Genomic DNA, 11,351 nt, shown 5'->3' with positions numbered 1-11,351 from the left:
AACAGCTTGCACAACTTTTTCTGATTCTCTTTTGCTTCCAATATGACATTGATTATACACTCACAAAGAGCTTGTTGATTAATACCAACAGACAATCTTGTTGGTGACTATTGGCCTGGACGGTGCGACGATTCGCTTCACCTGTTTCCATCCCGAAGTCACAAATTAACCAACAGAAAATCTTGTTGGTGACTATTGGCCTGGTGTTCACCTCTTCCCATCCCGAACAGAGAAGTTAAGCCCAGAACCGCCGATGATACTTGGGTCAAACCTGGTAAAGTAGGTAGTCGCCACAATACCATTGCAATGCAAAAGCCACTCTGAATAAGGGTGGCTTTTTGCGTTTAGGAGGGGCATATTTTTATACAGCAAGGATAGCAATACTCGTTCCGCCAATGTGTTTGATGTTTTTAAATCTTGAGTCGGATTTGTACAGTTCGTTTAATGCCGTCCACACACCTTCCCAGTTGGTATAGTCATGCCAGATTATCAATCCGCCGGGACGCATTATCGAAAGTATTTTTTGACTGTCGTTTAACACGTATTCATATGCATGTGACCCATCAATGAAAGCGAGATCGATTGAGTTTTTATACGCATCGAAAGAATAAGTCGCTGAGTCACCAAAAACCTGCTGAATTTTATTGGCCATCGGGTGCCCGATAAATCGCTCTCCGGAAATATCTTTTTTTACATATCTCACTTCTCCTTCCTCTATTTCCATTGCCGTAGCGCCCAATCCGTCGCTAGGCAGGTCCAGCGTTGTAATTTGTGCACTAGAATGCGTATTCAATGCCATATTCAGGGTTGTTCTGCCCTGAAAGGTGCCGATCTCAAATATTTTATCGGGATTAAGCTTCCTAACCAGGTTACTAATTACTTTGAGTTCAAATTCGGTGGTATGGCCAAATCCACATTCATAAACACCTTCGTATTGGGCTTTGTCATCGCCGAAAAGTTCAAAGACATCTGTTTTGGGAATAATGAAGGGGTCTATGGGGGTAATTTCCTGCGGGTTATTTTGAGCTTGATAATGATTGTAAAGCGACAAAAGATTGTCCCTACGCTTTTCGTTTAACATTCCCAACGTTAAGGTGTGACCGACTCTTTTGAAGACGCCGAAATATAACCGAAGGTTATTCGCAAAATTTCCCATGCTAATAAAAAGGTTGATGTTATTTTGGAGAAAAATACAATGTTTTTATCAATTACATAGCCTTTAGTACACTAATGTGCAAAATTTAATGAAATTCACTAAACGGTTATACCTGTTAGTCGGGTGGGGACCGTCATATTAAGAAGCTTAAACTACGATTCCTGGGAAATTAAACAGTGGAGAAGAGAGTTTGTGAAATGAATCCGGTTTTCGCTGAAATTTTATTTCACAGGCCCCTGAAGATAAACTTCGGCCCATTTTAAATCTTCCGGTGTAGTGATCTTTATATTTTCGTAAGATCCTTCAATCAGATGAATGGGATAACCTTCGAATTCCAGTACGCTGGCACAATCCGTAAAAACAGGCTGATAGGCATGATCAAAAGCCTTCCGCATCCAGTCTAACCTGAAAGTCTGCGGCGTTTGGATAAGACGGAATAGAGAGCGGTCCAGTGCTACGTTACCGTTTTTATCAGCGCGCCTGAGCGAATCTTTTAAAGGAACACTTACCACGGCTGCGCCAAATTCAGCCGCTTTGCGGAAACTGTTGCTGATAATTTCCTTAGCTATCACGGGGCGCACACCATCATGGACTGCCACAAGTCCTGCATCGGGCTGGATCGTGTCCAGGCCGTTTTTTACCGAGTTAAAACGTGTTTCTCCACCAGCAACGAGCTGATAGGATACACAGAAATGATGTTGTTTACATAATTCGTCCCAAAAGCTGAACTGATTCTGCGGAAGTACAAGGATAATATGCAGCGAAGAAGAATAGTTCCGGAATGCAAGGAGTGTATGCATTAACACGGGAAGACCGTTTACAGACAGGAATTGCTTGGGGATATCACTTTTCATACGGCTTCCGCTTCCGCCAGCTACAATGATCGCATATTCCTGCATAATAAAAGTGGTTAGTGTATTCAAAAAAATGTCATTTATCAACACCGGCGCATTGAGACGCCTACATGTTAATAAATGACACAAATATATTGATCAAATAATGATTAGATGATTAACATCGCATCACCATACGTGAAGAATTTATATTTTTCCTTGATTGCCATCTCGTAAGCTTTCATGACCAGGTCAAAACCTCCGAATGCACAGGCAGACATCAGCAGGATTGACTCAGGAAGCTGGAAATTGGATAACATCGCGTTTGCAATCTTGAAATCGTAGGGAGGAAACACAAATTTGTCTGTCCAGCCTTCCACTGATTTAAGGTGTCCACTTGCTGAAACGGATGACTCAATCGCTTTAAGAGACGTCGTTCCAACGGCACATACACGTTTTTTGCCGTCCAGAGCAGCATTCACGATATCTGCGCTGGATTGTGTGATACGGTAGTTTTCAGAATCCGTTTTGTGTTTTGTCAAATCTTCAACATCAACGGTACGGAATGTTCCTAAACCGACATGCAGGGTAACAGGTGCAAAGTTAATACCTTTAATTTCAAGGCGTTTCATCATTGCTTTTGTAAAATGCAAACCAGCCGTCGGTGCAGCTACTGCGCCGATATGTTCAGCGAAAATAGTTTGAAAACGCTCACGGTCAGCACTTTCCACTTTACGGCGAGAAATGATTTCAGGAGGAAGCGGAGTTTCGCCCAATTGATCGACGAGTTTCATAAACTCATCATTGTCGCCGTCATAAAGAAAACGGATCGTACGGCCGCGTGACGTGGTATTGTCAATAACTTCTGCAACAAGATCGCTGTCGCCGAAATAAAGCTTGTTACCTACCCGGATTTTACGCGCAGGGTCTACAAGAACGTCCCAAAGACGCATTTCGCGGTTAAGTTCGCGCAACAAAAAAACTTCAATTTTGGCTCCTGTTTTTTCTTTTTGACCGTATAAACGGGCTGGAAAAACTTTGGTGTCATTGATTGCCATGACATCTCCGTCTCCGAAATAATTAATCAGATCAGGAAACATTTTATGTTCTATTTCTCCGGTTGCACGGTGAACTACCATCAGGCGTGATTCGCCACGGTCGGAAGGATGAAGTGCAATCAGGCTTTGAGGGAGATCAAATTTAAATTCGGATAGCTTCATAGCTTGTTAAATCGGTGAAAGTCGATAAGTCGTGAGACAAAAATGGGGCGGTCGAAATTTTTATTTTAATATAATTAAATACTGAACTTTACGAATAAACCTTTATCTGAGCTGATCAACAACTATTTATCATACAAAAAATAAATTTTTCTGTTGATACTTAATTTATTGGTCAAGTATTCGCGTAAATTCTTAATTTTTTTATATAGCAAAAAATTAAGACCGCAAAAGTATGAATTTTTTGCTATAAATCCCAATAAAATTCTACTTTTTAATATCAACCCAGCCGGCGGCTTTTCCATTTGGAAGCAGGAACCGTTTCTCCGTCATTTTGAGCGTGTTTCACTACTTTTTTAGCCTGTAATAATCGGGCACTTATTAAAGCTGCCAATGCTTTTTCAACTGGGTTTTGTACTGTATTTAAAAGTTCAGGAAGAAAATACGCATTGACAAAATTGGTATCAAAGTGGCCTGAGGTAAAACTTTCGTGTTTCATGACGAATCTGCAAAATGACAGGGTTGTTTGCACGCCCGAAATATGAAACTCGTCAATGGCCCGGATCATTTTTCGAATGGTTTCGTCACGGTCCTGTCCGTAAGTGATCAGTTTTGCCAGCATTGGGTCATAATAGATAGGAATCGCCATTCCCTCTTCGAAGCCGTCGTCAACCCGAACCCCGTTGCCTTGCGGTCTGACGTATCTTTTTAAAGTCCCGACATCCGGTAAAAAGTTATTGGCCGGATCTTCGGCATATACCCGTACCTCAATGGCATGGCCATTGATCTGTAATTGCTCCTGGCGGATCGACAGTTGTTTTCCCTCAGCGATGTAGATCATCTGTCTGACCAGGTCCACGCCGGTGATCAGTTCGGTCACGGGATGTTCTACCTGAAGACGGGTATTCATTTCAAGAAAATAAAAGTTTTTATCTTCATCCATGATGAATTCCACAGTGCCTGCTCCATAGTAACCGCAGGAGCGCGCCACATCAACGGCACAGCGGCCCATTTCTTCGCGTATGGCGGGGGTTATGGAAATCGATGGGGCTTCTTCGATAACCTTCTGGTGGCGTCGCTGTATGGAGCATTCCCGTTCAAATAGGTGGATAATGTTTCCATGCTGATCACCCAGTACCTGAATTTCGATATGTTTGGGTGAAGTAATGTATTTTTCAATAAAAACGGCACCGTCACCAAAGGACGAAACCGCCTCACTGACTGCGCGGTCCATTTGCTCATCAAACTCAGTTTCGCTTTCCACGATCCGCATGCCTTTGCCGCCGCCGCCGGCACTGGCCTTGATCAGAATGGGATAACCGATGGCCGTTGCGATGCGTTTTGCTTCAACACGGTCGTCAATGGCGGTGGCGGTTCCGGGTACCATCGGTATGTTGTAACTGCCCGCAGCCTGTTTTGCGGCCAGTTTGCTGCCCATTACTTCGATGGATTCGGGTGATGGCCCGATAAAAATGAATCCTGCTTCTCTCACTTTTCGGGCGAAAGCGGCATTCTCAGACAAAAAACCATAACCCGGGTGTATGGCATCCACAGAAAGTTGGTGGCAAACTGCAAGAATTTTATCGGTGTTTAAATAAGATTCGGAAGAGGCCGCCGGACCGATACAAACGGCTTCGTCGGCGTAACGTACATGGGGGGCATTGCGGTCGGCTTCGCTAAATACGGCTACCGTAGCAATATTCATTTCACGTGCTGTACGCAGGATTCGGAGCGCAATTTCGCCACGGTTGGCGACCAGTATTTTTTTGATTTCGGGCATGTAATCGGATCACAATGAGGCTACAAGATATGGTAAATAAATTCAAAATATAAAAGTACTATTTTAAATATTTGGGTAACTTACAATGCCTTGAATATTAGGTTTGTATTTAATGTATTATTATTTTTTTTATTTTTGCATTTATCTAACATAATTTTCAAGTTGTTACCCAACATAAATTAGAATAAGAGAGTGGATATTTTTGAGAAACTGCACAATAACTCAGGCCCGATCGGAACACCGGCTAAAATGCTGAATAGCCATCATTATTTTTCATTTCCCATGCTGGAAGGTGATCTGGGACCCAAGATGCGGTTTATGGGGCGTGAAGTGTTGAACTGGAGCCTTAATAACTATTTAGGCCTGGCGAATCACCCGGAAGTGCGCAAAGTAGATGCAGAAGCAGCAGCGAAATGGGGATTGGCCTATCCGATGGGCGCGCGTATGATGTCTGGTAATTCAACATTACACGAGGTTTTTGAAAAAGAACTGGCTGAATTTGTTGGGAAAAAGGACGCATTTTTGCTGAATTATGGTTATCAGGGCGTTATGTCAGCGATCGAATGTATCTGCGACCACCGTGACGTGATCGTATATGACGCTGAGTCGCATGCCTGCCTTATTGACGGAATCCGGTTGCACAAAGCGAAAATGGGACAATATTACAAGTTTAACCATAACGATATGGCTAGTCTTGAGAAGAACCTGATTCGTGCTACAAAGGCTGCCAATGAAAAAGGAGGGGGTGTTTTGGTTATTACAGAAGGTGTTTTTGGAATGTCCGGTAAAGTGGGCGACCTTAAGGCCATCGTTGAATTGAAGAAAAAATACGAGTTCCGTTTATTGGTTGATGATGCGCATGGATTTGGTACCATGGGGCCAACAGGAGCGGGCGTAGGTGAAATGCTTGGCGTTCAGGGTGAGGTTGATCTTTACTTCTCTACGTTTGCAAAGTCTATGGCGGCGATTGGCGCATTTATTGCATCCGATGATCCGGACATTATCATGTACCTGAAATATAACATGCGTTCCCAAACTTACGCGAAGGCGCTTCCAATGCCTTATGTGGAAGGATGCAGGAAACGTCTGGAAATGATTAAGACCATGCCTGAGCTTCGTACCAAATTGTGGGAAAATGTTGAGGCGATGCAAAATGGTTTGAGAAGCCGCGGATTTAACATCGGTGAGACGGAATCTCCCGTGACGCCTGTTTTCCTTCACAGCGAAGGTGGTGTGCCGGAAGTAACCCGCATGGTGCGTGATTTGCGTGAGAATATGGGCGTGTTCTGCTCGATCGTTGTCTATCCGGTAGTTCCGAAAGGGCAGATCATGCTGCGCATTATTCCTACGGCTGCACATACGTTGGAGGATGTAGAATATACGCTTGAAGCATTTACAGCTTTGGCTGATAAATTGAAGAACAGAGTTTATCAGATTGAAGACGTACAGGAGGTAGCTGAGTAGCAAAATCCTTGTTCATTGTATTAAGAGGACGTTTTTTAGCGAAAATGTCCTCTTTTTTTATCGGCGGGATAAAAATATTTATTTAACGTAAATATTTGTTTATCAGGTAGTTAAATCAATGATTTGGATTAAATTGCATTATAGTATTGTTTTTTTTTGTTTTTTGGGTTGCGATAATGCTTTTAATTGCTAAATTTCGGGCAAAACATGCGTTTTTAGCGTGTTAGAGGCATTTTAACTAAAAACAAATAAAAACATGGCAAGATTTGATGAAGTGAAAGATTTGATCCTATCGCTTGAAGGCGATTTTGATAAGTTTTACAATAAAGCGAACCAGGCTGCTGGAACGCGTGTACGTAAGGGAATGCAGGAGCTGAAAACTTTGGCTCAGGATATTCGTTCTGAAGTGCAGAACAAAAAGAATGAAGCTGAATAAGTCGCGACTTAACAGTATACAAAAAAAGCCCGGCTTACACCGGGCTTTTTTGTTTTAGAATATCTCCTGATTAATCATGGTGGCAATGCCTCTGGTCACGACTTTTTTCGTGGTGGCATCCACGATCTCCGTAGAAATTTCAGCAATGTGTTTAGCGGGGTCAATGGTTTTTATGGTAAATACCGCTTTGTATTCATTATCCACAAACATAGGTCTCAGAAATTCCAGCGTCTGTTTAAGATAAATGGAGCCAAATCCTGGAAACTGGGTTCCCAGTACTTTTGTAAATACCGTAGCACCCAGCATTCCGTGAATAATCGGCCGCTTAAAACTGGTGGTTGCAGCATAATCGGCATCCAGGTGAAGCGGGTTGTTATCGCCGGTCAGCTCGGCAAACTGAATAACCTGCTCTTGCGAAAAGCGAAAAATATGATCAAACGAAGCGTTAACAACGGGTTCTATATCCATGGTAAAAAGTTAGCGTTAATTTTTTTGCAAAAATCGGTTAATTTCGTCGTTAAACAAAGCAGGCTGCCCGGAACGGGCAGCCTGCTTTGTTTACACCTATATGATTTTACTCTTCTATGTCCTCCGTTATAATAGCGATTTCTTCCGCTTGTACAACTCCTTCAGCTAATTTAGGAGCCCTTGCCTTGTTCCGCTTATCTTTGAACTTTTTAACCTGCATTTTTAATGTGTCAATCGCTAAATCCGTCGCCTCTTCAAATGTTGTACCTTGCTCTCTCACGAACATCGTTCCACCCGGGACATAAAGTTTAACCTCGAGAAGTTTTGTATGTAATTTGGCGTTATCACTCTTATCCAATCTAAGAAACACTTCACCACTTGTTATCCGATCGTAAAACGTATCGAGTTTATCCATTTTCTGTTGAATAAATGTCAACAATTTAGGGTCAGCGTCGAAGTGAATTGCTTGCATCTGCAGTCTCATAAGCACTTAAGTTTTATGGTAAAACATTACTTCCAACCGGTTTCAAAATACTTCTGGTCACAAAAAACGGTTCGCGTCTTACATCGCAATATTTAAAACCGTTTTTTCTTTCCTGATCATTTTGAAGTCTAACGGTATATTAAATAAAGGGAAAGATTATCATAATGTCAAGCGAATGTTAAGGTTTTATATAAAAACTTTTTCGGGCAATACAATTACCTGTTGAGGGTCAGGCTTCCTCCAAAAGTGTCCTGAAAGAGACATATTGCCCATTGAATTTCTGGTGGTGTCTTTCCTGCAATTCAGCCTGAAATTCGGTCTGATAGGCCATGAAATCTTCCATCGTACGGAAAATAAACTGGTTTGTATAAGTCGCACCTTCGTTCTCAATTTCGGTCAGCAAGCGCAATAATTTGCTTTCGACAGGTAATCCACTGGCCATGATGGCTGGTATATGGGTTTCCTTCATGTATTTAAGCCATTCTTTTTCCGCAGCATGGCTGATATTTACCGTGATATTAAAAAGGATCATTTTATATTTATTTCAAGTTTTAAACTTCCGCAAATATTGCGCTTTATATATTAACTGTTAAACAATTATAATTTCAGTTACAGCAAGTCTTGTGATATGCTCAATTGGAAACTACCTTTGCAGACTTACGATTCACCATAACCCGTTTTAAACATATGAACGCTCTGATACGTGCCCACTCGGGCTTACGTTATGTTGTACTTGGATTATTGATTGCCGCCGTTGCGATTGCTTATTCAAACTGGCAGAATAACAAACAAGGCGACAGCAAAGTTTATTTGTTCGCGCTTATTGCAACACATACACAATTACTGATCGGATTGGTGCTTTATACGATGAGCCCGCTGGTAAATTTCGGCGAGATCAGCAATAAAGTAATCCGGTTCTATTCTATTGAGCACGTTTTCATGATGGTGATCGCGATTGTCCTGATCACAGTAGGACGCGTTCGTTCGAAGAAGTTAAGCGGCGCGGCCAAGCACCGCACGGTATTGTACTTTTACGCAATGGCGTTAATTATTATCCTTGCAGCTATTCCGTGGCCTTTCAGAAACCTGGGAGCTGCTTGGTTCTGATTTGGCTGTTAGCCATTAGCGGTTAGCTATTGGCCTTCGGGCTTGTAGCTAACCGCTAAGAAAAAACGTATTAACTTCTCAGTGCCCGGTAAGCTAACCGCTAAAACCTAATCGCTAACAGCCAAGAATTATCCAAACAATTCGCTTGAAAGATACCGGTCTCCCCGGTCGCAGATAATAAATACGATTATCCCCGATTCCAGTTCTTTTGCCAGTTCTACCGCTGCCCAGGCAGCACCGCCACTGCTCATGCCGGCAAATACCGCCTCTTCTTTTGCAAGCCTGCGCGTCATCAGGGTAGCGTCTTCTTGCGTTACTTCGATAACTCTGTCAACACGGCTGCTGTCAAATATTTTTGGCAGATATTCCTCCGGCCATTTACGAATTCCGGGAATACTGGATCCGTCAGTCGGCTGGCAACCTACAATCTGAATATTCTGGTTTTGTTCTTTCAAATAATGAGAGACACCCATAATGGTCCCCGTCGTACCCATGGATGAAATGAAATGTGTGATTTCCTGATGGGTATCGCGGAATATTTCCGGGCCTGTGGTCCTGTAATGCGCTTTCCAGTTATCGGGATTGGCAAACTGGTTCAGCATCAGATAATCTCCGTTTTTCGCTTTATCTTCGGCATAATCACGAGAACCTTCCATCGTTTCGATCAACGTCACCTTGGCGCCAAATGCTTCCATGGTCAGTACTCTTTCGCGGGTAGAATTCTGGGGCATAACCAGCTCGATTTCTATATCGAAAAGTCTGGCGATCATCGCTAACGCAATGCCGGTATTACCGCTGGTTGCTTCGATCAGCTTGGTTCCCGGCTTAATTTCGCCGCGGTCCAGAGCGCCTTTGATCATACTGTAAGCGGCACGGTCTTTTACACTGCCGCCCGGATTATTCCCTTCGAGTTTTCCGTAGAGTTTAACGTTGGGATTGGGATTGATGCGGTTTAATTCAACTAATGGGGTATTGCCTACTAAATCAAGAAGTGCGGACATGGGCGAATTATAAAATGTGATGTGAAATTAGAATGTCATTTTACAGACAAACAACATCGTACATCATCCATACGGTTCATTACGAACCGGTGATTTAACTGAGAGAAAAAAGATGTTCTGCTAACAACCATATTTGTCTGATAGACTAAATTGATTGCAAAGATAGTGTTTTATTGATATTGAGGCGTTGTAAAGAACCCCAAAGTTGTAAGCAAATAGGTTGTGATAGACGATGAGTGCGTCCCGTCCGGCACTGTTACCAGCTCCACATCCGCGGCTCCCAGCTTTTTCATAGCGGTCACTGCATTGACGGAATTGAAATAAAAAACCAATGGATCCTTGTCTCCATGCACCAACCGGGTTGGTGTTTTAGGCTTCCAGTTATAGACATCGTTGTCTCCGATGGCTGTAATAAACCCGGCATCCGTCCCAGAATTGACAGCCGTTTTAAAGGAGTCGTTCAGAATGGTGCTGAAGCTGACATTGATGGGGTTTTCTATACCAAGTTTGTCAATTTGCGTGGCAAACGGCTCCTTGAAATAGTAGGTTTTAGGTTTGTTCAATTTGTAAATTCTGTCATAAGTAAGCATTACCCATAAGTACAGCGAGTTATAAGCAGCTACATTGCTGACGGAGCTGTTGATGACATATTTCATGAAAGCAGTTTTATCATAAGCGCCTGCACCACAGCTTGATGCTTTCAGGTTAAACTCCGAAGCCGCTTCTTCCTCGATTTTCTTTTGCAGGCACATGGTCGCATAACCGCCTTCCGAATAACCGGCAAGGTATAATTTCTCGTTCCATTTAACGGCTGTTTGCGCTTTTACCAATTCCTTGGCCGCGCGAAGCATGTCCAGCGTAGAAGACGCAAGACTGGCCCTATGTTCATAAGGGTGAGGTAAATCCTTGGAAGCTCCATAACCTATGTAATCCGGATAAACAATGATGTACCCTATGGATGCAAACAATGTTCCAAATGAGGCTGACTCAGATCCTGGCTGGAAATTGGATGGCGCCGCTGCATCGGTTGTAATGGTTCCGTGCTGCACGCTGATCATGGAAACAGGAGCATCAGAAACGGGCATAATCACCGCTCCTGATGCGGTTATTTCAGCTCCGTCCGTATTGGTGGTTTTGTATGTTATTTTATAAACTTTGACAGCATTTTTTGCATAAGCCGTCAACAATGGGCTGATAGCGGTAGCTTCTTTGGCAATCTGGTCTTTCGTAATATCTTGCAGAAAAGTGCTTTCTTTCAGATATTTATTTTCAACGGAGGGTTCCGGATCGACCAGTTCTGTGTTGTGTGTACAGGCGGTTAGGAGCAGGAAACTCCATATAAACAATGCCCAGGTATTACGGAAGAGGAGTGTAGAGATTTTTTTTTGCATATCGTTCAAGGAAA

Annotated in this window: 12 protein-coding genes and 1 rRNA gene; 4 read left to right on the top strand and 9 right to left on the bottom strand. The window is 42.9% G+C overall.

Going from position 1 to position 11,351, the window contains the following annotated elements; translation table 11 throughout:
• The first annotated feature begins 184 nt into the window (after positions 1–184).
• A 5S ribosomal RNA gene (rrf, locus tag RB622_RS11595) occupies positions 185–296 on the top strand.
• A gap of 65 nt (positions 297–361) precedes the next feature.
• On the opposite strand, the gene RB622_RS11590 is transcribed toward rrf, so the two are convergent.
• The 4 genes from RB622_RS11590 to accC form a co-directional block, all read right to left on the bottom strand.
• A complete protein-coding gene (locus RB622_RS11590) occupies positions 362–1,081 on the bottom strand; it encodes a class I SAM-dependent methyltransferase (RefSeq protein WP_308046710.1) in 720 nt (239 codons plus the stop codon).
• 296 nt (positions 1,082–1,377) lie between these two features.
• Positions 1,378–2,055, bottom strand: coding sequence for a 2-C-methyl-D-erythritol 4-phosphate cytidylyltransferase (locus RB622_RS11585; RefSeq protein WP_308046712.1), 678 nt, complete (start codon positions 2,053–2,055; stop codon positions 1,378–1,380).
• A gap of 104 nt (positions 2,056–2,159) precedes the next feature.
• Entirely contained in the window at positions 2,160–3,209 is a 1,050-nt protein-coding gene (queA, locus tag RB622_RS11580; RefSeq protein ID WP_308046709.1) for a tRNA preQ1(34) S-adenosylmethionine ribosyltransferase-isomerase QueA, read from the bottom strand.
• Between the two features lie 277 nt (positions 3,210–3,486).
• Positions 3,487–4,986, bottom strand: a complete 1,500-nt coding sequence (accC, locus tag RB622_RS11575; protein WP_308046708.1) for an acetyl-CoA carboxylase biotin carboxylase subunit — start codon at positions 4,984–4,986, stop codon at positions 3,487–3,489.
• A 192-nt stretch (positions 4,987–5,178) separates the two neighbouring features.
• Here accC and RB622_RS11570 point away from each other — a divergent pair, with 192 nt between their 5' ends.
• Both RB622_RS11570 and RB622_RS11565 read left to right on the top strand, forming a co-directional pair.
• Positions 5,179–6,450 (top strand): aminotransferase class I/II-fold pyridoxal phosphate-dependent enzyme, encoded by a 1,272-nt coding sequence (locus tag RB622_RS11570; protein ID WP_308046707.1) that lies wholly within the window; start codon positions 5,179–5,181, stop codon positions 6,448–6,450.
• Between the two features lie 256 nt (positions 6,451–6,706).
• A complete protein-coding gene (locus RB622_RS11565; protein WP_308046706.1) occupies positions 6,707–6,886 on the top strand; it encodes a histone H1 in 180 nt (59 codons plus the stop codon).
• 54 nt (positions 6,887–6,940) lie between these two features.
• Here RB622_RS11565 and RB622_RS11560 read toward each other — a convergent pair whose 3' ends face one another.
• The 3 genes from RB622_RS11560 to RB622_RS11550 form a co-directional block, all read right to left on the bottom strand.
• Complete coding sequence (locus RB622_RS11560; RefSeq protein WP_308046705.1) at positions 6,941–7,354, bottom strand: MaoC family dehydratase; 414 nt, start codon at positions 7,352–7,354, stop codon at positions 6,941–6,943.
• 106 nt (positions 7,355–7,460) lie between these two features.
• Positions 7,461–7,838, bottom strand: a complete 378-nt coding sequence (locus RB622_RS11555) for an HPF/RaiA family ribosome-associated protein (RefSeq protein WP_308046704.1) — start codon at positions 7,836–7,838, stop codon at positions 7,461–7,463.
• Positions 7,839–8,067: 229 nt separating this feature from the next.
• Positions 8,068–8,370 carry a DUF4286 family protein gene (locus RB622_RS11550; RefSeq protein WP_308046703.1) on the bottom strand — a complete coding sequence of 101 codons (303 nt, stop codon included), beginning with the start codon at positions 8,368–8,370 and terminating at the stop codon, positions 8,068–8,070.
• 155 nt (positions 8,371–8,525) lie between these two features.
• Here RB622_RS11550 and RB622_RS11545 point away from each other — a divergent pair, with 155 nt between their 5' ends.
• The gene (locus RB622_RS11545) at positions 8,526–8,945 is read left to right on the top strand and encodes a cytochrome B (protein ID WP_308046702.1); all 420 of its coding nucleotides are present in this window, start codon (positions 8,526–8,528) and stop codon (positions 8,943–8,945) included.
• 128 nt (positions 8,946–9,073) lie between these two features.
• On the opposite strand, the gene cysM is transcribed toward RB622_RS11545, so the two are convergent.
• Complete coding sequence (cysM, locus tag RB622_RS11540; protein WP_308046701.1) at positions 9,074–9,946, bottom strand: cysteine synthase CysM; 873 nt, start codon at positions 9,944–9,946, stop codon at positions 9,074–9,076.
• Between the two features lie 170 nt (positions 9,947–10,116).
• Complete coding sequence (locus RB622_RS11535; RefSeq protein WP_308046700.1) at positions 10,117–11,337, bottom strand: lipase family protein; 1,221 nt, start codon at positions 11,335–11,337, stop codon at positions 10,117–10,119.
• Positions 11,338–11,351: the final 14 nt, after the last annotated feature.

Origin of the sequence: Dyadobacter sp. LHD-138 (genome assembly GCF_030929615.1) — a bacterium.
Taxonomy (GTDB): domain Bacteria; phylum Bacteroidota; class Bacteroidia; order Cytophagales; family Spirosomataceae; genus Dyadobacter.
This window is presented reverse-complemented; position numbering and strand designations above follow the sequence as displayed.

Excerpts from the sequence above, each read along its gene's own strand:
- RB622_RS11590 (WP_308046710.1), bottom strand. The coding sequence starts at position 1,081 with ATGTTAAACGAAAAGCGTAGGGACAATCTTTTGTCGCTTTACAATCAT.
- RB622_RS11585 (WP_308046712.1), bottom strand. The coding sequence starts at position 2,055 with ATGCAGGAATATGCGATCATTGTAGCTGGCGGAAGCGGAAGCCGTATG.
- queA (WP_308046709.1), bottom strand. The coding sequence starts at position 3,209 with ATGAAGCTATCCGAATTTAAATTTGATCTCCCTCAAAGCCTGATTGCA.
- accC (WP_308046708.1), bottom strand. The coding sequence starts at position 4,986 with ATGCCCGAAATCAAAAAAATACTGGTCGCCAACCGTGGCGAAATTGCG.
- RB622_RS11565 (WP_308046706.1), top strand. The coding sequence starts at position 6,707 with ATGGCAAGATTTGATGAAGTGAAAGATTTGATCCTATCGCTTGAAGGC.
- RB622_RS11560 (WP_308046705.1), bottom strand. The coding sequence starts at position 7,354 with ATGGATATAGAACCCGTTGTTAACGCTTCGTTTGATCATATTTTTCGC.
- RB622_RS11555 (WP_308046704.1), bottom strand. The coding sequence starts at position 7,838 with ATGAGACTGCAGATGCAAGCAATTCACTTCGACGCTGACCCTAAATTG.
- RB622_RS11550 (WP_308046703.1), bottom strand. The coding sequence starts at position 8,370 with ATGATCCTTTTTAATATCACGGTAAATATCAGCCATGCTGCGGAAAAA.
- RB622_RS11545 (WP_308046702.1), top strand. The coding sequence starts at position 8,526 with ATGAACGCTCTGATACGTGCCCACTCGGGCTTACGTTATGTTGTACTT.
- cysM (WP_308046701.1), bottom strand. The coding sequence starts at position 9,946 with ATGTCCGCACTTCTTGATTTAGTAGGCAATACCCCATTAGTTGAATTA.
- RB622_RS11535 (WP_308046700.1), bottom strand. The coding sequence starts at position 11,337 with ATGCAAAAAAAAATCTCTACACTCCTCTTCCGTAATACCTGGGCATTG.